The following is a 20,061-nucleotide window of genomic DNA, read 5'->3' on the forward strand; positions in this document are numbered from 1 at the left end:
GGTGCCACCTGCGCCCTGCTGCTCCTGAGCCGCGTCCACGACCGCGCCCTCACCCGTCCGGGCCGCAGCAGGCCGGCCGCCACCTCGTAACAGGGGGCCGCCTCGGGGCCGTCGCCGCGCCCGCGGTGGCGCACGCGCCGTCGGAGGCCAGTCGGGCCGCTGCCGCGAGGTCGGTGTCCGGCAGGACGAACAGCGGGTCGTTACCGCCCAGTTCGAGCAGGAGCTTGCGGCCCGCGGCCATCGCCGCCACCGTGCGGCCGGTGGCGACGCTGCCGGTCAGGGTCACCATGGCCCACCTCCGGATGGCCGACGAGGGGCGGCCCCACCTCGCGTGGTCGGCCCACGAGGACCGCCAGCCGGTCCGGGGCCAGACCGGCTTCGACGAGGACTTCCGCGAAGCGGCCAGCGGTCAGCGGTGTTCGTTCGGAGGGCTTGACCGCGATCGGGCAGCCGGCGGCGACGGCCGGGGCGACCTTCACGACCACCTGGTTCAGCGGCCGGTTGAACGGGGTGATCGCGGCGACCACGCCGATCGGCTCGGGCACGGTGACCGCGAGCCGGTCGGCGCTCGGGACGGGGATCGACTCGCCGCGGATCCACTCGGCCTCGACGGCCGCGACCCGCAGGTTTCCTACGGCGCGTTCGACCTCGAGGGCCGACTCGATGCGGCAGATCCCGGCCTCGGCGGTGATCAGCGCCGCGAACTCCGTGGCCCGCCGGCTGATCAGGCCGGCGGCGCGGGAGAGGACCTTGCGGCGGTCGGTGGCCAGCGGGGTGGGGCCGGCGGCGCCGAGAACCGCCACTGCCGCCCCGACCTGTTCGGGACCGTCCGCCGGGAGGGTGCCGACGATGCCGGCCTGCTCGAACTCGCTGATGCAGCGCCAGGTGTTCATGGCGTTGCCGTAGCCGGCGTCCAGGTCCATGATCACCGGCAGGCCGACGGCGAGGCAGATGTTCTTGGCGTTCCATGCCATCTCGGTGACGGTGGCGAAGCCGGGGTCGGGCAGCCCGAACATGGCTGCCGAGGTGCCGGAGCCGGTCATGTGGACGGCCGGGAACCCGGCCTGTTCGATGACCCTGGCGCTCAGTGCGTCGTACGCGCTCGGCACCACGAGGATCTTCGGGTCGAGCATCAACCGCTTGAACTCACTGGCACGGGACATGCCGGTTCTCCTTGGGGTGGGTGGGCGGGCGTGGGAGGCCTACCAGCAGCGGCGACTCCAGCAGGCGCAGGAAGCGGTTGTACTTGATGATGCGGTCGCCGCGGCGGGGGCCGCCGATCTTGACGTGGCCGGCGCCGACCACGATGGCCAGGTCACAGACAGCAGTGCTCTCCGTCTCACCGGAGCGGTGGGAGGCCACAGTGCGCAGGCCCGCGTCCGCCGACGCGGTGTCCAGGGTGGCCGAGACCGTTCCGGCCTGGCTGGGCTTGAGGAGGACCGCATGCGCCAGACCGGGCCGGATGCGCCCGGCGTCGGAGACGAACAGGTCGTCGCCGACGGCGGACGCGCCGACCGCGCCCAGCCGAGGCGTGAAGGAGCCGGCGGAGGTGTGTGGTCGCGCCCTCGAAGCGGTAGCCGCCGTCCACGCTCAGATACTCGGCGGCCGCGTCGACGCCGAGGGCGACCCGGCCGCTGAGCCCGCACGCCCGCATGCCCGGACAGACGAGGCAGGGTGGTCAGTTGGTCCCCGGTCGAGCGGTTCGTGACCAGGAACCCGCTCGACGCCGACAGCCGGGCGTCGCCCAGTGTCCTGGCCAGCGCCGCACGGACCTGCAGGGCCACGCGGATGTCGCCGGTCAGGGTCTCACCGAGAGGAATAGCCATGATCTGCTGGAAGGAGTCCGCGGGACCTCGGGCACGGATACCGCCGGAGAAGGCGTTGACCAGCAGCCGAGACCGACGTCACGCTCGCGCTGTCCCTGGCCTTCGCCCGCGCTGCGGTCCGGCGCGGGCGACTCCAGCTCGTCGACAGGCTCGTTCGGCACAACGACGGGCTGCCTCGCAGCCGCCCAGCGCGTACTCGTCGTCCAGGGCACGCAGTACGGTGTCGAGTTCTCGCTGGCCCGCGACCTGCCGCCCATCGAGCACGGCATGCACCAGCTGCGCGGCGGGACCCTCGTCCAAGAGGTGACCGAGGCCCCCGGCGTTCAGACCACGGCGCCGCACGAGCCGCCCGGGCACGATGACGACCAGACAGGAACCCCAGCCGAAACTCCGCCCCCCTCAAGACGAAAAACGGCCACCACGGTGGGACGCGCGCCCCGGAATCGAGCACACCACACAGCCGTACTCGTTCGAACGACACGACCAGTCCTTGAACAGCCAGCCCATCAGTGCACAGGCACGCGTCAGCGGTAACGAACCCGAGGCGCTCCCCCTCTACGATGCCAAGGAGCCAGCCGGGGGCGAAGCCCCGCTCGATGTCCTCGCAGACAACGATGTGCTCCTCGACCAAGGAGCACAGCCTGGAGGTCGGTCGCCGAGCAGAGTGGGGACCAAGGCGGCGCAGTAGGCCTCGACGGGTTCGTCCGGAGCGGGTCCCGAGCGGGTGAACCGGGCCCCCGTCAGAGTGGCGAGGCCCTGTTCGGCGGGGACCTGACCGTACATCGACGTGGGCCTGGACACGGGTGCCGGCGTCGGCAGGGTATGGCCGCCGTCGCGTACCAGGATGATGTTGGCGGGTTTACGGTCGGCCCTCACACGGGCCTGGTTGACCGTACTGACCGCGACGAACGCGTCAACCAGGCCCGTGGTACGCCGAGCAGCCCCACCCCCACCTCCGTGCAAATGATCAGCCCTGAGTGCCGGTGCGAAGTCGTAGTCATACCTAGCGTTCACTCAATTACGGTTGCATCCACGCCTGGGTCTTCAACTCCCGGCACTGTAAGGGTTTTTGTGGTTGCCTGAGGGGGAAGTGACAGCTGACCGGGCATCGGTTTCCGCGGGATCCTGATCGGTCGCTAAGTGGTTGTGAGGAGGTGTTGCGGGGCTGCGGCCTCGCCGTGTCGCCGATCCGTCGTTGCTCTCCGGGAGAGCCGTGCCTTCGACCATCACGTATTCCGCGGCGCTTCGCTTCTGCCGTGTCAGCACCACCGACGAGAGGACATCCCCGCATGGACATGCTCGAGGCTCGCGCCCGGTTTCAGGAGCTTCGGAAGGCGGACGGGGCTGTCGCGCCCGTCGAGCTCGACCAGATCTGGGCCGCGTTGGCCACCGCTCGGCCCGAGGAGATACTCGGTGAGTGGAAAGGTGGGGAGTTCCGCACCGGTCATCCTCTCGACGGCATGCTGGAGGAGGCCGACTGGTACGGCAAGACGTTCGTCGCCCTGCACGACGCCAAACCGCTGATCTGCCGGGACGCGACGGGCAAGCTGTTCTCCAACCGCGAGCTCGGCCAGGGTGAGGCCAGTTTGTGGACCGTCGAGTTCCGGGGCGAGTCGACCGCCACCATGGTCTACGACGGGCGGCCGGTCTTCGACCACTTCAAGTGGGTGGACGACAGCACGCTGATGGGGATCATGAACGCCAAAGGGGTCCCCGCCGAGGGGCCGTTCTATTACTTCTTCCTCGAGCGCGCCACCGAGCCCTCGCAGGCCGGCGAGGGCTCGTGAGGCGTGTCCGCGTCGCGGTCGCCGAGGCGCCGGGTGCCCCGTTCACCGTCCGGGACGCGGACCTCGAGGATCCGCGGCCGCGCGAGGTGCTCGTGAGGATGACCGCGGTCGGGGTCTGTCACACCGACCTGGGGATGCGGGACACCTGGCCCCGGCGGCTCACCCCGATGGTCTTCGGCCACGAAGGCACCGGCCGGGTCGAGGCGGTGGGCGCGGAGGTGACCGGACTCGCTCCGGGGGACGACGTCTGCCTCACCTTCGCCAGTTGCGGTGCCTGCGAGCAGTGCGTGGCGGGCCACCCGGCCTACTGCCGCGCGGCGCGGACCCTGAACTTCTCCGGTGGACGCGACGACGGCACCACCCCGCTCTCGGTCGACGGCGCGCCGCTCCACGCCGGCTTCTTCGGCCAGTCCAGCTTCGCCACGTACGCCGTCGTCCATGAACGCGGCGTGGTCAAGGTGCCCCGCGACCTGCCCGCCGCGGTCGTCGCGCCGCTCGGCTGCAGCGGGCAGACCGGCGCGGGCACCGTGCTCAACCGGCTGCGTCCCGAGCCGGGCTCCTCACTGATCGTCCTGGGCGCCGGCGGGGTCGGGCTCAGCGCGCTCATGGCCGCGGTGGCCGTGGGGTGCGACCCCGTGGTGGCCGTCGACCCGGTCGCCTCCCGCCGCGCCCTGGCCACCGGACTCGGCGCCAAGGCGGCCCTGGAACCCGGGGACGGTCTGGTGGCGGCGCTGCGCGACCTGACCGGAGGCGGTGCGCACCACATCGTCGAGACCACCGGCCGACCGGAGATGGCCCGCCGGGCCGTCGGCGCGCTGCGTCCCCGTGGCGAGCTCGCGCTCCTCGCCCTCGGCGGTGAGGTGACGTTCGACGTGATGGGGCTGCTCGCCCAGGGGGTACGCGTCCACGGCGTGATCGAGGGAGACTCCGACCCCGGCCGTTTCATCCCCGAGCTGATCCGTCTGCACAAGCGGGGCCTCTTCCCGCTCGAACGACTGGTCACCACGTTCCCGTTCGAGGACATCGGCGTGGCCGTGGCCGCCATGCGGGACGGCAGTGTGGTCAAGCCCGTTCTCACCTTCGCCTGACACCGGCCCCCCGGCGGCGTGTGATTGACTTTCCGTATGGCCTCCGCCTCACCGTCCGCCCGATCGGCCGCGACCGCCGAGGCGGCCGCGGCCACTCGGCCCCGCAATCGCAAACGGCTCATCGTCGAAGCGGCCGGGCGGGTCTTCAGCGAGCGTGGTTACCACACCGCGTCGATGGAGGAGGTCGCCGCCGGCGTGGGTATCTCCGCCGCCGCCCTGTACCGGCATTTCCCGAACAAGTACGCGCTGTTCGCCGAGTGCGCCGACGTCATGGTGGACGGACTGGTCGCCGCGCTCGACGAAGTGCCGCCCGGCGCGGCCCTGGCCGACGTGCTGACCGCCGTCACCCGGATCACCGTCGCTCATCGCGCATCGGGCGGTGTGTACCGGTGGGAGGCCCGGTACCTCAGCCGCGAGGACCGCCGGCGTCTCGGGGCGAAGTTCGGCCGCCTCGTCGAGCGGGTCGACGAGGCGACGCAACGTGAGTACCCGTTGCCCGACGAGCACCTGCGGGCCACGGCCGCCCTCGGGGCGATCGGGTCCATCACCATGCATCACACCACCATCGCCCAACGCCGCGCCGAGGAACTGCTGCTGGCGTCCGCGCTCGGCGTGGCCGCGAGTGATCCCGCGGCGGGCCGACCGGTCGCTCACCCCGTCGAACTGCCCGCGCGGCCGGTGCCCCGCACACGACGCGCGGAGATCCTCGCGGCCGCCGTCCCGCTGTTCGCCCGGGACGGATTCGCGAGCGTCACGAACGGGCAGATCGCGGAGGCGGTCGGGCTGACCCCGTCCGCGCTCTACCGGCATTACCCCGGCAAGATCGACATTCTGGCGGCGGCCTGTCTCCAGGCCGCGGGACTGCTGGCCCAGGGTGTGGAGCGGAGTCTGCACGAGGTGGCCGGACCGCGCGACGCCGTCGTCGTCCTGGCCGCGACGTACGTGGCCTACAGCTTCGAGTACACCGAGCTCAACAGCGTGGCCGAGGCGGAGCTCGCCGGCTTGCCGGCCGGCCCACGGCGGCCCGTGGTGCTCGCGCAGCGGGAACACATCGCCGTCTGGGAGCAGCAGTTGCGGCTGGTCCGTCCGGAGCTGGACCCCCGTCAGGCCCGGGTGCTGGTGCACGCGGGGTTCGGCGTGGTGGTCGAGGCGGGACGCAGACTGCGGTGGCAGGACAGTCCCGGCCATCGTGCGGCCGTGACCGCTCTGGTCCTGGGCGCTCTGGGACTTTGACGGCTCTCGTTTTCTGAACGGCGCCGTGCGGCAGCGCTTCGTACGCCGTCCGGATCGGCGCCCGCCCCTCGGCCCTTCTGCCGCGGGGCGGGCAGGTGAGATCGGGCCGAGCGTTCAGGCCGCCCTGTTTCCGGTGGGGATCGTGATGGGGGTGGTGGTTCCCGAGGACCCCTTGTTGAGGAACAGCATGCCCAAGGCGCGCACGAACTGGTCGAACGTGTAGAAGGCGCCGGGCATGACGGGCGACAGTCCCTCACGGAACAGGATGAACGCCGGCCACACGGTGCGGACCAAGGCCGCCGACGCATAGTCGCGCTTCAGTCCCAGCCAGTCGCCGACCTCGTCGCTGAGGACGTAGCGGACGAACTCGTTCAGGAATCCGCGGGTGACGCCGAGGTCGATCTGTGCGGTCAGGCCGAGCAGGTCCTCCGCCAGTGCGATGCCCTCGGTCGACGGTGTGAGGATCGGGGTGAGCACCTGTGCCGACTGCCTTTCGGCGGCCGCCCAGGTCTGAGGTATGTGCTCGTCCGGCACACCGAGCAGGTGGACGGCGACCTGCCACGAGTGCAGGAACGCCTCTTGGTCCGCCGCCGGGAACGGGATCTTCCAGTCGAGCAGCTTCCTGTACACATAGGTGCCCAGGCTGTGGAAGGTGACCAGGATGTCGGCGGCGCTGATCGGGACGGTCTCGTCGGCGACCGCGCGCCAGTGCGGCGACTGGGGCAGCAGGTGACGCACCGCCGCGTGCACCACGCGTGTCTTGTTGGCGGTGACGACGAACTGCCCCGTCGGTGTGAAGGCTCCCAGCTGGGACAGGTCGTAGCCGAACGTGAACGTCTTGGCCGCGCGGTCCTGCATGTCGGCGCCGCCCGCGGACCAGTAGACGCTCTTGGCCTCGCGCGGGATCACGGTGCTCATGATTCCGCTGCCGAGCCCGTACAGCATGAAGAGGTACGTGTCCCTGCGCCGGTTGAAGTCGGCGGCACGGGCCAGCTTGGCGGGGTCGGCCCAGGAGGGCAGCCGGTTGACCTGGCGCAGGTGTGCGGCGAACTCGGCCGGCAGGCCGCTGGGCAGCGGGTCGTTGTTGTTCACCCATGACGCCCAGGCGGTGTTGATCGCCGGCACGTGGCCGTCGTCGAGCATCGAAGCCATCAGAGGGTCCGCCGCCTCGTCCCAGATCCACTCCGGGCCGGTCCCCGCGGCGGCTCCAGCCGTCGAGCCCGTCGACGCCCACGCCTGGGCCGGGTTCGCCACGCCGACGAGGCCGAGTGCGACGCCGAGCGACAGAGCTCTGCGTCTGCTGAGATTCTCCATTGACTTACCTGCTTCCCTCGAGGGCCGGGTGGTTCCAGGTTCCTTGCCGGGTCTGCGGGTTGAGCTGGATGAGCGTGATGCCTCTTGTCGCACGAATGTGATTTTCGATTAACATAGCGAGCTGTGTCGCGGTCGGCAATGGGGGTGGCTGAGGGCTCGTCACCCATGTTGCGATCCGGGAGCAGACAGCCCGGCGGTTCACCCTCTACGGGGCGAGCCGCCGGGCCGGTTCGGATCAGGCAGCCGGTGCCAGCAGGTCCGCGGGGATGCCTCCCTTGTCGGGTGCGTAGAAGTTCCTGATCTCGGTCTCCCAGGCATCCACGCCGACCCGGTCGGCGTCATCGGGCCCGAGGGCCTCGAAGAGGGCCTCGATGTTGGGCAGTTCGAAGCCGACCCCGCGCAGCATGCCGGTGAACACCGGACGGGTGACCGTACCGCTGCCGTCCACATCGCCGAGGCGGGCGAAGCCGGCCGCGAACGCGCCGATCGCCCCGCTGAAGCGCTCCGGCGACAGGACGCACGCCTGGTACTCGTCGTAGGTGATCCGGCCGTCACGGTCGGCGTCGAGTTCACCGGCCAGCGTTTTCCAGTAGCTCATGAAGCCGCCGTGCATGGCCTGCTTGCGTGCTTCGTCGGCGTCGGGCACAGCCGCGGCGACCCGGCTGCTCATCAGATCGAAGTCGTCGGATTCCAGGACTCCGTTGCCGTCGGCGTCGAACAGGGTGAACACGAGTTTCACACGGTTGACCGCTTCGTTGCGCATGGGCTCTTACCTTTCGTCAGGCCGGGGCGGGTCAGGTCGGGTCGGGTCGGGTCGTCGGGCTGAGGCCGGATCGGGATCGGGCCGGGAGACGGCACCGTGGCGGGTCGTTCGCACGGCCGTCGCGCTGTCACTGTGCGGGCTGTGCAAATCCGCTGTCCCGGGTAGCACCGGCTGATCAACAGAAAGAGTGAACTTGGATCCGCTCCGGCCCGGACGGGTGGACCGGCGCGCACGGCGCACTGGCCGAGCCGGCGGCACCCCGTTCGGGCTCCGCACGCCCTACCGCTGGTCACAGGGCCCCTCAATGATGAGCAGACCGCAGACAATCCAACCGACTCCGCACGCCTGCCTCCTGGCAGGTGGATGTGCGGGCGAAGGAGATCGCATTGTTGCTCCTCATCTCCCCGGACGGCGTCGAGGAGGCACTCGACTGCGCGAAGGCGGCCGAGCACCTCGACATCGTCGACGTCAAGAAGCCCGACGAGGGCTCGCTCGGCGCGAACTTCCCGTGGGTCATCAGAGAGATCCGCGACGCGGTCCCGGCGGACAAGCCGGTGTCCGCCACCGTGGGCGACGTGCCGTACAAGCCCGGCACCGTCGCCCAGGCGGCACTCGGCGCGGCCGTCTCCGGCGCCACGTACATCAAGGTCGGCCTCTACGGCTGCACGACACCGGACCAGGCCGTCGACGTCATGCGAGGAGTCGTCCGGGCGGTGAAGGAGTACCGGCCGGACGCCTTCGTCGTCGCCTCGGGATACGCCGACGCCCACCGGATCGGCTGCGTCAACCCGCTCGCACTGCCCGACATCGCCCTGCGCTCCGGCTCCGACGCGGCCATGCTCGACACCGCGGTCAAGGACGGGACACGGCTGTTCGACCACGTACCGCCGGACGTCTGTGCGGAGTTCGTGCGGCGGGCCCACGACGCCGGGCTGCTCGCCGCCCTCGCGGGCAGTGTGAAAGGGGGAGATCTAGGTGAGCTGACCCGCATCGGCACGGACATCGTGGGGGTGCGCGGGGCGGTCTGTGAGGGCGGCGACCGCAACGCCGGAAGGATCCGGCCGCGGTTGATCGCCGCCTTCCGCGCGGAGATGGACCGGCACGCCCGGGAAGCCGCCGCCGCCGTGACCACCGCGAGCTGACGGCGGCATGCCCACACAGCGGCCCCGGCACACAGCCGTGCTCCCCGGTGAGCGCTTCGCCGTCCTCGATCCGGCCACCGGCGAGGTCTTCGACGAGGCGCCCGACCAGCAGCCGGACGACCTGGACGCGGTCGTCGTCCGGTCCCACGAGGCCTGGCGTGACTGGCGGGCCGACCCCGGTGCCCGTACCGCCGCCCTGCTCGCGGCAGCGGACGCCGTGGAGGCGGCCGGGGCGGACCTCGCCCCTCTGCTCACCCGCGAACAGGGCAAGCCGCTGGCCGAGTCGTACCAGGAGATCGCCCGCACGGTGGCCCGCCTGCGCTACTTCGCCGGGCTGTCCCCGCGGCCCGAGCCCCTCGCGGACGGCCGGCCGGTACGCAGTGAGATCCGCTGGCGTCCGCTCGGGCCGGTCGCCGGGATCGTCCCGTGGAACTTCCCGCTCCAGCTCGCGTCCGCGAAGTTCGCGCCCGCGCTCGCCGCGGGCAACACGATGGTGCTCAAGCCGTCCCCCTTCACCCCTCTCGCGACACGGCTGCTGGCGTCGGTCGTCTCCGCCGCCCTTCCCGAGGACGTGCTGACGATCGTCACCGGCCACGAGCCCCTCGGCGCCCGCCTCGCGTCCCATCCGGGGATCCGCCACGTGTCGTTCACCGGTTCGGTTCCCACCGGACGGGCCGTCGCGCGGGGTGCGGCGGCCTCGCTCGCCCGCGTCACCCTGGAGCTGGGCGGCAACGACGCGGCCGTCCTGCTGGAGGACGTGGAGGTGGAGCGGATCGCGGACCGGCTGTTCTGGGCCGCCTTCCGCAACTGCGGGCAGGTCTGCATGGCCGTCAAGCGGGTCTACGCACCGGCCCGGCTCTACTCCCAGGTGGTCGAGGCCCTCGCAGAGCGCGCGAGGAGCACCGTCGTCGGAGCGGGACTCGATCCCGGTACGCAGCTGGGGCCGGTCAACAACGCCCATCAGCTGGCCCACGTGGAGCACTGCACGGCGCGGGCCCTGGCGGACGGCGCCCGAGCCGCGGCAGGGGGCCGTCGGCTGGACCGGCCGGGGTACTTCTTCGCGCCGACGATCCTGGCGGACGTTCCCGCCCACAGCCCGGTGGTGACGGGGGAACAGTTCGGGCCCGTCCTGCCCGTCCTGCCGTACGGGAGCCTCGACGAGGCCGTCGAGGCGGCCAACGCCACCGGCTTCGGGCTGGGAGGCTCGGTGTGGGGTACGGATCTCGACCGGGCCGAGGAGGTGGCCGGCCGGCTGGAGTGCGGAACGGCCTGGATCAACCACCACGCCGAGCTGTCCCTCGCCCAGCCTTTCGCGGGCGCCAAGGAGAGCGGGGTCGGCGTCGCGGGCGGTCCGTGGGGGCTCTACGGCAACCTCAGACCGTTCGTCGTGCACCGTCCGAGGGAGGCGTGACGATGAGGTTCGGTGCGGCGGTACTGCGTACGTACGAAAGTCCGTTCACCGTCGAGGAGGTGGTGGTGCACACCGGGCCGGCGGCCGACGAGATCCTGGTCGAGATCGCGGGCTCCGGGATGTGCCGGACCGACCTCGCGGTCCGGGGCTCGGCGGGCCGCTCACCGCTGCCTGCGGTGCTCGGCCACGAGGGCTCGGGGGTCGTGGTGGAGACGGGCGGCCCGCACACCGGCCTGAGCGTCGGCGACCATGTCGTGCTAAGTTTCGACTCCTGCGGCCGCTGCCGGAACTGCCTGCGCGCCTCCCCCGCCCACTGCCACTCGTTCGCCTCGCTCAACCTCTTCGGGGGACGCACGGAGAACGCCGCACGCTTCACCGACCTGGCGGGAACCGAACTCGCGCCCCGGTGGTTCGGCCAGTCCTCCTTCGCCGAGTACGCGATGGTCCCGGCCCGCAACGCCGTACGGGTGGACCCCGCGCTCCCGGTCGAGCTGCTGGGACCGCTCGGCTGCGGGTTCCTCACCGGCGCCGGAGCGGTCTTCCACTCCTTCGGCGCCGGACCCGGCGACACCCTCGCGGTCTTCGGCGCGGGAGCGGTGGGCCTGGCTGCGGTGATGGCGGCCACCGCCTCCGGAGCGGTGAGCGTGGCCGTCGACCGGCACCCCGCACGGCTGGCCCTGGCCCAGCGGTTCGGCGCGGCCCCGCTGCACGCCGCCACGCCCGACCTGCCGGGCCGCATCCGGCGGCTGACCGACGGCGGCGCGGCCTACGCGCTGGACACCACGGGCTCCGCCCAGCTGATCAACGACGCGCTCCGGGCCCTGCGCCCGACCGGCCACCTCGGTCTGGTGGCCCGCCTGCACACCACGCTGCCGATCGAACCGGGGGCGCTGGACGGAGGCAGGAGGATCTCCCACATCTGCGAGGGGGACGCGGTACCGGGACTGCTGATACCGAGGCTGACCGGACTGTGGCAGGCCGGGCGGTTCCCGTTCGACGAGCTGATCCGTACGTATCCGCTCGCCGACATCAACGAGGCCGAACGCGACTGCGAAGCGGGCACCGTCGTCAAACCCGTCGTGATTCCGGAGAGGCGGAGCCGATGAGCGAGACATTCGACAACGGAGGAAACGTGGTCGGCACACCGCATCACGACACCGGCATGGAGGGCGTGGACGGGGAAGGCCCCGCAGCAGAGGAAGGAGGGGTGGGCGAAGGCGGCGTAGGGGTGACCGCCCTCCTGGTCGCCGCGGCGCGCGCGATCGAGACCCACCGCCCCGACGCCCTGGCCCGGGACGTCTACGCGGAGCACTTCGTGCTCGCCGCACCGGCGTCCGCCGGCTGGCCCGTCCGCATCCAGGAGGTACCCGACGGGGACGCGAACCCTCTGTGGGGACGGTTCGCGCGGTACTTCGGTCTGCGGACGAGGGTTCTCGACGACTTCCTCCTCCGGTCGGTGCGCGCGGGCGGTGCCCGCCAAGTGGTGCTGCTCGGCGCGGGGCTGGACACACGCGCCTTCCGGCTCGACTGGCCCGACGGATGCGTGGTCTTCGAGATCGACCGGGAAGGAGTGCTGGACTTCAAGCACAAGGTGCTCGACGGGCTGTCGGCGAGTCCGAAGGCCACGCGCGTACCCCTTCCGGTCGATCTGCGCTCCGACTGGGTCGGAGCACTCGCCGACGCCGGCTTCGACCCGGCCGCACCGAGCGTCTGGCTGGCCGAGGGGCTGCTGTTCTATCTGCCGCCCGCCGCCGAGACGTACCTCGTCGACAGGGTGGACCGGTTGAGCGCCGCAGGCAGTGCTCTGGCGTTCGAGGTCAAGCTCGACAAGGACCTGCTGGAGCACCGTGACAGCCCGCTCTACACCTCTACGGCACAGCAGATCGGCATCGACCTGCTCGGCCTGTTCGACCGGGAGCCGCGGCCCGACTCCGTCGGCAACCTGACGGGCAAGGGCTGGTCCGCGTCGGTCCATGTCCCCTACGACTTCACCCGCCGGCACGGCCGCGGCCCGTTGCCCGAGCAGAACGACGCCCTGGGCGGCAACCGGTGGGTGTTCGCGAACAAGCCCCGCCCGTGACTCCGGCGGAACGCGGCTCAGCTCACGGTGAGGTGCTGTGCGACCGTGCCGGCCGCGTAGCCGCTGACGCCGAACAAGCCACTGCCGTAGGCGTCGTCGACGGCATCGACGACCGGATCGGCCCGCGGCGATGGGTGTGGCGTACGTGGCGATGTCCTCCGGCGGCAGTCGGGGCGGGACCGCCGTGATCAGTAGCGGACGGGGAGGGTGAGCAGACCGCGGGAGCGCATCGACGGCCGCCGGCGCGGTCCCTCCGGCGGAAGATCGAGCGCGAGCCCGGGAAACCGGTCGAGGAGCGCGGTGAGGGCGATCTCGGTCTCCATCCGGGCCAGCGGCGCGCCGAGGCAGTAATGGATGCCGTGCCCGAGAGCGAGGTGGCCGCTCGCGTCGCGGCCGATGTCGAGCCGGTCCGGATCGGTGAAGCGCTGTGGGTCGCGGTGTGCGGAGGCCAGAGACAGCAGGACGGTCGCTCCGGCGGGAATGCCGACCCCGCCGATGGTGACGTCCTCGGTGGGGAACCGGCGGATGGCCAGCGGCACGGGGCCGTCGTAGCGTGCCAGTTCCTCGACCGCGCCGCCCAGCAGGCTGGGATCGGCGCGGAGCGCGCCCAGTTGGTCCGGGTGGCTGAGCAGGGCCAAGGTGGCGTTGCCGATGAGGTGGACGGTGTTCTCGTAGCCGGCGATCAGGATCAGGAAGGCCAGGGACATGAGTTCGTCCTCGCTCAGCCGGTCTTCGTCGTCGTGCACGGCGATCAGGTCGGAGAGCAGGTCGTCGGCGGGGGCGGCCCGTTTGCCGGCGATGAGCTGGGTGAAGAAGGCCAGCATGGACCGGACTGCTTCCTTCGCCCGGTCCGGTCGGTCCGGGTCCGGGGCCACCAGGGTGTCGGTCCACGACCGGAAGTCCCGCCGGTCGTCCGGGGGCACTCCCAGCAGGTCGCAGATCACGGCGACGGGCAGCGGCGCGGCGTACGAGGCGATCAGGTCGGCGTGACCGTCCGACGCGATGGCGTCGAGCAGCAGGTCTGCGGTCCTCCTGACGGGTTCACGCAGGAGTTCGACACGCCGCGGGGTGAAGGCCCGCGACACCAGGCGCCGGATCCGGGTGTGATCCGGCGGGTCCATGTTGAGCAGATTGGCGTCCAGCGCCGGCGGCAGCGAGAATCCGTGGTAGCCGCCCGGCGTCGCGTTGCGCTTGTCGAGGGAGAGCCTCGGGTCGGCGATGCACCGGCGTACGTCGTCGTAGCGCGTGACCAGCCAGGCCGGAAGTCCGTCCGTACCGGTGACGCGGTGGACGGGTCCGGCCTCGCGCAGTCGTGCGTACCCGGCGTACGGGTCGGCGATCAGCGAGGCGGGGTCAACGAGGGGCGGCCCGCCGGGTGTTGTCGTTGGCATGACTCCCACCATAGGTCCCCGGTCCCCGGTCCCCGGTTCCCGGGACAGCCGAAGCACGCCGGTGCGGCGGGCAGGGGCTTGAGGCCGGTGCCCGCCGCAGCTCTGCGCCGGTTCAGCTGTAGGGGATCACCAGTACGGATCCGTCCGTGCCCGTCTGCAGTTTCGCCGTACCGTTGCCGATGGCGTTCCACACCTCCAGCCGTACGGTGCCGCCGTCCAGATCGCCCGCAGTGCCCGTGGTCGCCTTGAGGCCGCGTGCCTGCGTGTACTCCTCCCAGCCGGTGACCGGGTCGGTCGCGAAGTAGTGGTACGTCTCGGTGCGTTCGAAGTCACCGTCGCCGGTGAAGTCGTAGCTGATCCGGGCCTGCTGGCCGAGTCCGACCGTGCTGCCGGCGTCCACCTGGAGCCGGAACGCGCTCTGTGCGCCCGGGGTGAGCGTCCCGTCGACGCCGTGGGCCTCGTAGACCAGGGGCTGGTACGGGCTGCCGTCGTGGTTGGCGCCGCCGCCGGAAGCGATGGTGTCGCTGCCCGCCGTGCCGTCGGTCGCCGTGGTCAGTGCGCCACCGCCGCGCAGTCGGAAGGTGTCGCCGGCCGGCGGCTCCGGTTCCGGGTCGGGGTCCGACGAACCGGTTCCGGTGCCGCTGGCGGACGAACGCGCGGGCACGACAAGGGTCTTGCCGTCGGAGAAGGTGACGGTACGCGCCGTCGATCCGTGGTTGTGGGCCGCGTAGGTCCGGGTCGTGCCCTTGGTGAAGACGGCGGAGGTGGGGATGTCACCGGTCACGGTGGCGTCCGGGGCCCCGAGCGTGTCGAGGGTGCTGATCCAGTGGTAGGTGTGCGCCTTCGACTCCCCCTGTTCCGGTGTGTAGCCGGCGTTGCCCGCGTCCCACTGCGCCTTGGCCGCACCGGGATCGGCGAGGGACTGGAACTCCCAGAGGATGTCCCGCCATTCGACGGCCGGGCCGCCGTTCTCCCGCTCCATCTCCGCGAGGTTGCGCCGGACCGCGGCCTTCTCGGCGCCGAGGTGGAGCGAACCGCCGGTCACCGGCAGGACGTTGATGCCGTGGATCTCCTCGGGGTTGGCGGTCCACCAGGTGGCGTAGGCCGCGCCGCTGCCCCACACCATGCCCGCCGTGCCGTGGCCGAACGAGGACGGGAAGACCTCCTCGTCGGCGTCGAACCAGTACTGGGCGATCGACTCCGACTCCGTGGTCAGCAGAAAGGCGCCGAGGTCGCGCAGCGAGGTGTCACCGGTGGCGGAACCCCACAGGACCAGTGCCGCGCTGAGGTTGGTGGACTCGGAGGAGGACTCCTGGTTGTTGCCGGCCGCGAAACCCTGGTGGCCGGAGGCCCAGCTGTGTCCGGCGTAGACGTCGAAGCCGCGCAGGAAGGGGAACGTGGTGTCGGTGCGGCTGGGGTTGGCGGCGTCCCGTACGAGGGTCTTCACCATGCCGCCCCAGGCGGAGTCGGCGGCCCATCCCTGGTCGTACTGGGCGACGACGGCCGCCGCGTACACGTAGTAACTGTAGTGGAAGTGGTGGTCGTTGAGCTCGGTGTCGCTGCCGTAGGAGGCGGGGTAGCCGGTGAGCGTCTTCCAGTCCTTGTCGTAGCTGAACTCGTTCGCGCCTCCGGCCGTGAACCAGTCCTGGAGCTTGCCCTTGATCAGGCCGAGGAGCCGGTCGCGGGTGCCGCTCTCGCCGATCTGGTCGGCCACCGGGACGAGTTGGGCGAGCCGGCCGAGGGCCTTGCCCGTCCAGTAGGTGTCGGAGGCCCCGGAGAAGGGGTCGGCCGCGTTCACGACCTCGTTCAGGTAGCCGCGCAGTCTGGCAGTGTCCACGCCGTCCGACTCGGGCAGGCCGGGCAGCACCGCCGCCGATTTCTGGCTCGTGGTGAAGGAGGCCGACTCGCGGACCTTCATCGTGCCGCGCGGGGAGACATAGGTGTACGAGGTGAGGGGGTCCGTGGTGTTCAGCCACTGGTGGCGGTAGAGGGCCTGGAGCGTGCCGCGCTCGGTGCCCTCCTTCGCCTCGGTGGTGAGCGTGTAGGTCGCCTTGACGGTGCCACCGGTGTAGTCCCAGGCGGCCTTGGAGTCGGTGACGAAGCTGTACGCGTACTTCTTGAACGTCGCCAGCGCGTCGGTGGACGGCAGTACGGCGACGGAGAAGTAGTCCTTGGAGCCGAGGTCCGCGGTGACGGTGGAGCCTGCGACGTTCCAGTCGCTGCCGGTCGGGGCGAAGAGCGCGTAGTGGTGCCCGGCGACGGTGACACCCAGGACGTTGCCCTGGTCGGCGAAGACAGTGGGCGCGCCGGCGGTGGTGATCTGGGCGTTGCCGCCGGTGCCCTCGGCGTAGACGAAGGGAGAGCCGTGGCCGATGGTGGTGCGCAGGGTGCGGGCGCCGTCGGACCACTGCGGGGTGACCGTCCAGTCGGACCAGTCGTCGGCTCTGGTGTCGGGCGAGTCGAGGCCGGTCAGCCCGAGAGTGAGGTCGCGTTTGTGGGCGTACTCGTACTGGCGTCCGTCACCGACGATCGCGGGGGTGGTCGGGTAGCCGACGTCGAGTCCGCCCGCCGTCGCCTGGTAGGTGAGGGGGTGTCCGTACATCGGGGTCGAGTACGGGTTGTCGCCGTAGCGCTGGAAAGCGAGCGAGGACCACCAGTCGTTGGTGGGGACGGGCCGGTCGCGGGCGGCGTCGGTCAGTTTCGGCGTGACCGGTGTCCCGGTGTCGGTGGTGGGGCCCGATGTACCGGCGGGCCGGGTGTCGGAGTAACTGCCCGAGCCCACGGGGACGGTGGCGGCCGCCGCTGGTGCGGCTGCCGGGCCCAGGCCGACGGCGACGAGGGCTGAGGCCAGGAGCAGACCGGCGGCCGGTCTGATGCGGGGGGATGGCATGCGGCACCTCAAGTCTCACGCGAGGGGTGCCTGAGAGCGCTCTCAGGTGACCGAAACGTAAAGCCTTTGTAATGGACGTGTCAATAGATGCAACAGGGCGGTCACCGCTCAGGACGGGCCTCGGTGTCCAGGTCCGCGTGCACCAGGTCGTGGTCCGAGTACGCGGTCGGGTGGACACGCTGCTCGAACGGGACGATGCCGCGCAGGAAGATGTAGTCGAACTTGCTCCGCCAGTCGGTGGTCGGCCCGCAGTCGCCGGGAGGCGAGGGCCGGCACTGCGGGTCCGCGTCCGCGGCCAGTGCCCACATCCGGGCCAGTTCGGGGGCGTCGGGCACGGCGTTGAAGTCACCGAGCACGATCGCGCGATCGTGCTGCGCGACCTCCGCGGCGAGTGCGCCGACCTGGTCCGCCCGGACGGCCTCCTGACGCCGTTCGGCGAGGTGGGTGTTGAAGACCCGTACGGGTCGGCCGCCCACCGTGGTGGTGACCGCCAGGTAGCCACGGTCCTCGGATCCGCCGTCGGAGTACTCCACATTGACGCGGCCGGTCATCGGCGCCCTGGAGAGAAGGGCCTGGCCGTAGGCCCCCGGCCGCCACGGCACTCCCCCGCACCGGCCCCAGTTCCGCAGGACCGTCCCGTACGTGACCCGGTAGACCAGACCGTGACGGCCCTTCAGATAGTCCAGGATCCGCTCGACGTCCCGCACGCACGCTTCCTGCAGGCCGATGACCTGGGGAGCGTAGGTGGCGATCTCCGCTGCCCGGTCGCTGTTGCTCCTGTCGCAGGGGTTGCACATGTTCCACGTCATGACACGGTTCGCCACCACGTCCTGGGTGGCTTCGACGTGCGGTGACCTGGCGAAGGGTGCGTCGGCCGGTGCGCTGGGGCCGAGAAGGACCACGCAGGCCACGATCAGGACGCCCACCAGTGGACGTATGCACCTACTGGACACGAGCGCCTCCCCGGCCTGGACGTCCATGGCATCCGACGTCTCCATGGACGAGGTTATGGGACGGGTTGCCGGCCGGGGCACGCGGTGTGCGCGTACGCAGGGGGCTCCGCGCGGGGGCGTGGTCCCGGGGCGACCGGGTCCCGGGGCGACTGCCTCTACAGGCTCTCGTCGACCCTGACCACGTACTTGCCGCGCACGCCACCCGCTTCCAGCGCGCGGTGCGCCTGCGCCGTCTCCTCCAGCGGGAAGACCGTGTCCACCGCCGGACGCAGTTTCCCCTCCATCACATGGCGGGCGAGGTCGTCGAAGAGCGCCTGCTTGGGGTTACCGCTGAAGAACCGCACCCGGCCTCGTCCGTGCAGCGCGCTGGCCGCGATGTACCCCAGTGAGGCGGCGAGGTGGCTCTGGTCGAAGGCGATCGTGACCATGCGTCCGCCGGGTTTGAGCAGGCGCCGGAAGGTCCGCAGGTCGGTGCCCGCGGTGTCGAGGACCACGTCGAACCGGCCCAGTCGGCCCGCGGCGACGCTCCGGTGGTCGACGGCGTGGTGGGCGCCGAGGTCGCGGACGAAGTCGAGGTTGGCGGCGCGGGCCAGGGCCGTGACCTCGGCGCCGTACGCCCGGCCGAGCTGGACGGCGGCGTTGCCGACACCGCCCGCCGCGCCTCGTACGAGCAGGCGTTCGCCGGGGCGCAGCACGGCCTTGTCGCGCAGCGCGGTGACGGCCGTGGTGGCCACCGGCAGCGCGGCGGCGGCCACCAGGTCCAGTCCGTCCGGGACGCGGCCGAGCCGCTCGGTCCGCACGCTGACGTATTCGGCGGCGGTGCCGAATCCGACGCGGCCCACGATCCCCCACACGCGGTCGCCGACCGCGACGCCCGTCGTGCCGCTGCCCAGTGCGGCGGCCTCGCCAGTGAAGTCCAGTCCGATGCGCTGGGGGAACTTCCGGCCGGTGAGGAGGCGGGCCCGGCCGGAACGGGCCGCCAGTTCACCGCCGTTGACGCTGAACGCGCGCACCCGCACGAGGACCTCGCCGGGTGCCGGTTCGGGGCGGGGCACCCGGCTCGTGTACAGCACCTCGGGGCCGCCGTAGCGGTCGAAGAGTACGGCTCTCATCATGCGGTCGTCCATCGGTCTCACCCTTCTTCACCTGCGGTTGTGCGGGGTCTGGGCGCCGAGCGTAGGCTGCGAAGCGGACGAGATCGTCCGTTTGCACCGGAGGTGAGAGACAGTGGTGGGGGAATCCTCTCGGATCACGGGCCGGGGCGGTCTGCGGGCCGATGCCCGGCGCAACCGGGGGCGCATTCTGGTCGCCGCCCGCGCGGTCTTCGCCGAGCACGGCATCGACGCCCCCATGGCGACGGTGGCCCGGCGGACCGGGGTCGGCGTGGCGACGCTGTACCGGCACTTCCCGACCCGCGACGCCCTGGTGCGGGCCGCGTTCGCCCAGCAGATGGAGACCTGTGGCCGCGCACTGACCGACGCGCTGGCCGACCCCGACCCGTGGCGGGGCTTCGAGCGGCTGGTCGAGACGGTCTGCGCGCTCCAGCGGGAGGAACGGGGGTTCCCCGCGGCGTTCGTCGCCGTCTTCCCGGACAGTACGGCGGACCAGGTACGGGAACGGGAAGAGGCCGAGCGGGGCCTGATGACCCTGATCGGCAGGGCGAAGGCGGCGGGCGCTCTGCGGGCCGACTTCCACGCCTCCGACCTGTCCGTGGCCCTGCTGGCCCACTGCGGTCTGGTCACCGCGATGCCTCACGACCGTGCGGCGTCCCAGCGCCTGGTGGCGTACCTGCTCCAGTCGTTCCGCAGCGACGCGTCCCCGCGGGCGCTGCCCCCTCCCAGCACGCTGTCGCTCCGCAGCCTTCCGCTCACCGCCGACGGCCCCGGAGGGCAGCACATGCCCGCGCGGTGATGCGGCGCGGCGCCGGTGTCCGGCGGCCCGTCCCCGGGCTGACCGGCTGTGCGGCTGCTGCCCCGCTGTCGGGCGGTCGGGCGGTCCGCGAAGAGAGCTGGTTCCGTCCGGCTGACCTGGCATGACGTAGGTCACGGACAGCTCGCGTCGATCTCGGAACGCTCGGCCGCTCCTTCCCTGCCGCAGCCCTTAGGCTTGGTCCGTTCTGGGGCTGCCGGGCAATGGTGCTCAGCGCGAGAAGCCACCGGGGACCGGCAACGGTCCCGGGACGT

General features: G+C 71.5%; 17 protein-coding genes. 8 read left to right on the forward strand and 9 right to left on the reverse strand.

The genetic code is table 11. The features are described from left to right. Nucleotides 1-49: 49 nt before the first annotated feature. The 3 genes from ACLVWQ_RS02440 to ACLVWQ_RS02450 are packed head-to-tail and all read right to left on the reverse strand — an operon-like array spanning nucleotide 50 to nucleotide 1,524. Nucleotides 50-289 (reverse strand): aldehyde dehydrogenase family protein, encoded by a 240-nt coding sequence (locus ACLVWQ_RS02440; protein WP_414106418.1) that lies wholly within the window; start codon nucleotides 287-289, stop codon nucleotides 50-52. Next, the gene (locus ACLVWQ_RS02445) at nucleotides 201-1,163 is read right to left on the reverse strand and encodes an aldehyde dehydrogenase family protein (protein ID WP_414106419.1); all 963 of its coding nucleotides are present in this window, start codon (nucleotides 1,161-1,163) and stop codon (nucleotides 201-203) included. The genes ACLVWQ_RS02440 and ACLVWQ_RS02445 overlap by 89 nt, the downstream gene beginning before the upstream one ends. Further along, nucleotides 1,147-1,524, reverse strand: coding sequence for a hypothetical protein (locus ACLVWQ_RS02450; protein WP_414106492.1), 378 nt, complete (start codon nucleotides 1,522-1,524; stop codon nucleotides 1,147-1,149). Before ACLVWQ_RS02450 ends, ACLVWQ_RS02445 begins: the two co-directional genes overlap by 17 nt. A 1,591-nt stretch (nucleotides 1,525-3,115) precedes the next feature. Here ACLVWQ_RS02450 and ACLVWQ_RS02455 point away from each other — a divergent pair. From ACLVWQ_RS02455 to ACLVWQ_RS02465, 3 genes are read left to right on the forward strand one after another with little or no spacing between them, the layout of a single operon-like run. Beyond that, the gene (locus ACLVWQ_RS02455) at nucleotides 3,116-3,613 is read left to right on the forward strand and encodes a DUF4334 domain-containing protein (protein WP_414106420.1); all 498 of its coding nucleotides are present in this window, start codon (nucleotides 3,116-3,118) and stop codon (nucleotides 3,611-3,613) included. Then, nucleotides 3,610-4,701, forward strand: a complete 1,092-nt coding sequence (locus ACLVWQ_RS02460; protein ID WP_414106421.1) for an NAD(P)-dependent alcohol dehydrogenase — start codon at nucleotides 3,610-3,612, stop codon at nucleotides 4,699-4,701. Before ACLVWQ_RS02455 ends, ACLVWQ_RS02460 begins: the two co-directional genes overlap by 4 nt. A 36-nt stretch (nucleotides 4,702-4,737) precedes the next feature. Further along, nucleotides 4,738-5,934, forward strand: coding sequence for a TetR/AcrR family transcriptional regulator (locus tag ACLVWQ_RS02465; protein ID WP_414106422.1), 1,197 nt, complete (start codon nucleotides 4,738-4,740; stop codon nucleotides 5,932-5,934). 114 nt (nucleotides 5,935-6,048) lie between these two features. Here ACLVWQ_RS02465 and ACLVWQ_RS02470 read toward each other — a convergent pair whose 3' ends face one another. Together ACLVWQ_RS02470 and ACLVWQ_RS02475 are read right to left on the reverse strand one after the other, a co-directional pair. Beyond that, the gene (locus tag ACLVWQ_RS02470; protein ID WP_414106423.1) at nucleotides 6,049-7,248 is read right to left on the reverse strand and encodes an oxygenase MpaB family protein; all 1,200 of its coding nucleotides are present in this window, start codon (nucleotides 7,246-7,248) and stop codon (nucleotides 6,049-6,051) included. 235 nt (nucleotides 7,249-7,483) lie between these two features. Further along, complete coding sequence (locus tag ACLVWQ_RS02475) at nucleotides 7,484-8,011, reverse strand: EF-hand domain-containing protein (protein ID WP_414106425.1); 528 nt, start codon at nucleotides 8,009-8,011, stop codon at nucleotides 7,484-7,486. Between the two features lie 386 nt (nucleotides 8,012-8,397). Between ACLVWQ_RS02475 and ACLVWQ_RS02480 the strand changes: the two genes are divergently transcribed. The 4 genes from ACLVWQ_RS02480 to ACLVWQ_RS02495 are packed head-to-tail and all read left to right on the forward strand — an operon-like array spanning nucleotide 8,398 to nucleotide 12,644. Continuing rightward, on the forward strand, nucleotides 8,398-9,153 hold the full coding sequence (locus ACLVWQ_RS02480; RefSeq protein WP_414106426.1) for a (5-formylfuran-3-yl)methyl phosphate synthase: 756 nt from the start codon (nucleotides 8,398-8,400) through the stop codon (nucleotides 9,151-9,153). 7 nt (nucleotides 9,154-9,160) lie between these two features. Then, entirely contained in the window at nucleotides 9,161-10,564 is a 1,404-nt protein-coding gene (locus ACLVWQ_RS02485) for an aldehyde dehydrogenase family protein (RefSeq protein ID WP_414106427.1), read from the forward strand. A gap of 2 nt (nucleotides 10,565-10,566) precedes the next feature. Further along, nucleotides 10,567-11,670 (forward strand): NAD(P)-dependent alcohol dehydrogenase, encoded by a 1,104-nt coding sequence (locus ACLVWQ_RS02490; protein WP_414106428.1) that lies wholly within the window; start codon nucleotides 10,567-10,569, stop codon nucleotides 11,668-11,670. Nucleotides 11,671-11,696: 26 nt separating this feature from the next. After that, nucleotides 11,697-12,644: a class I SAM-dependent methyltransferase gene (locus ACLVWQ_RS02495; protein WP_414106493.1), complete on the forward strand. Its 948-nt coding sequence runs from the start codon at nucleotides 11,697-11,699 to the stop codon at nucleotides 12,642-12,644. Between the two features lie 188 nt (nucleotides 12,645-12,832). On the opposite strand, the gene ACLVWQ_RS02500 is transcribed toward ACLVWQ_RS02495, so the two are convergent. The 4 genes from ACLVWQ_RS02500 to ACLVWQ_RS02515 form a co-directional block, all read right to left on the reverse strand. Next, entirely contained in the window at nucleotides 12,833-14,035 is a 1,203-nt protein-coding gene (locus tag ACLVWQ_RS02500; RefSeq protein ID WP_414106430.1) for a cytochrome P450 family protein, read from the reverse strand. 112 nt (nucleotides 14,036-14,147) lie between these two features. After that, nucleotides 14,148-16,925 (reverse strand): glycosyl hydrolase, encoded by a 2,778-nt coding sequence (locus ACLVWQ_RS02505; RefSeq protein ID WP_414106431.1) that lies wholly within the window; start codon nucleotides 16,923-16,925, stop codon nucleotides 14,148-14,150. Between the two features lie 101 nt (nucleotides 16,926-17,026). Continuing rightward, a complete protein-coding gene (locus ACLVWQ_RS02510; RefSeq protein ID WP_414106432.1) occupies nucleotides 17,027-17,923 on the reverse strand; it encodes an endonuclease/exonuclease/phosphatase family protein in 897 nt (298 codons plus the stop codon). A 110-nt stretch (nucleotides 17,924-18,033) separates the two neighbouring features. Beyond that, on the reverse strand, nucleotides 18,034-19,005 hold the full coding sequence (locus ACLVWQ_RS02515) for an NAD(P)-dependent alcohol dehydrogenase (protein ID WP_414106433.1): 972 nt from the start codon (nucleotides 19,003-19,005) through the stop codon (nucleotides 18,034-18,036). A 103-nt stretch (nucleotides 19,006-19,108) separates the two neighbouring features. On the opposite strand from ACLVWQ_RS02515, the gene ACLVWQ_RS02520 reads away from it, so the two are divergent. Then, nucleotides 19,109-19,789, forward strand: coding sequence for a TetR/AcrR family transcriptional regulator (locus ACLVWQ_RS02520; protein WP_414106434.1), 681 nt, complete (start codon nucleotides 19,109-19,111; stop codon nucleotides 19,787-19,789). The last annotated feature ends 272 nt before the right edge of the window (nucleotides 19,790-20,061 follow it).

It is taken from the genome of Streptomyces sp. CWNU-52B (genome assembly GCF_047444975.1).
Lineage (GTDB): Bacteria > Actinomycetota > Actinomycetes > Streptomycetales > Streptomycetaceae > Streptomyces.

What these genes read in the sequence shown, in the direction of transcription:
- ACLVWQ_RS02465 (WP_414106422.1), top strand. Translation starts at nt 4,738, where the DNA reads ATGGCCTCCGCCTCACCGTCCGCCCGATCGGCCGCGACCGCCGAGGCG.
- ACLVWQ_RS02455 (WP_414106420.1), top strand. Translation starts at nt 3,116, where the DNA reads ATGGACATGCTCGAGGCTCGCGCCCGGTTTCAGGAGCTTCGGAAGGCG.
- ACLVWQ_RS02515 (WP_414106433.1), bottom strand. Translation starts at nt 19,005, where the DNA reads ATGGACGACCGCATGATGAGAGCCGTACTCTTCGACCGCTACGGCGGC.
- ACLVWQ_RS02485 (WP_414106427.1), top strand. Translation starts at nt 9,161, where the DNA reads ATGCCCACACAGCGGCCCCGGCACACAGCCGTGCTCCCCGGTGAGCGC.
- ACLVWQ_RS02505 (WP_414106431.1), bottom strand. Translation starts at nt 16,925, where the DNA reads ATGCCATCCCCCCGCATCAGACCGGCCGCCGGTCTGCTCCTGGCCTCA.
- ACLVWQ_RS02440 (WP_414106418.1), bottom strand. Translation starts at nt 289, where the DNA reads ATGGTGACCCTGACCGGCAGCGTCGCCACCGGCCGCACGGTGGCGGCG.
- ACLVWQ_RS02490 (WP_414106428.1), top strand. Translation starts at nt 10,567, where the DNA reads ATGAGGTTCGGTGCGGCGGTACTGCGTACGTACGAAAGTCCGTTCACC.
- ACLVWQ_RS02500 (WP_414106430.1), bottom strand. Translation starts at nt 14,035, where the DNA reads ATGCCAACGACAACACCCGGCGGGCCGCCCCTCGTTGACCCCGCCTCG.
- ACLVWQ_RS02475 (WP_414106425.1), bottom strand. Translation starts at nt 8,011, where the DNA reads ATGCGCAACGAAGCGGTCAACCGTGTGAAACTCGTGTTCACCCTGTTC.
- ACLVWQ_RS02510 (WP_414106432.1), bottom strand. Translation starts at nt 17,923, where the DNA reads ATGGAGACGTCGGATGCCATGGACGTCCAGGCCGGGGAGGCGCTCGTG.
- ACLVWQ_RS02470 (WP_414106423.1), bottom strand. Translation starts at nt 7,248, where the DNA reads ATGGAGAATCTCAGCAGACGCAGAGCTCTGTCGCTCGGCGTCGCACTC.
- ACLVWQ_RS02445 (WP_414106419.1), bottom strand. Translation starts at nt 1,163, where the DNA reads ATGTCCCGTGCCAGTGAGTTCAAGCGGTTGATGCTCGACCCGAAGATC.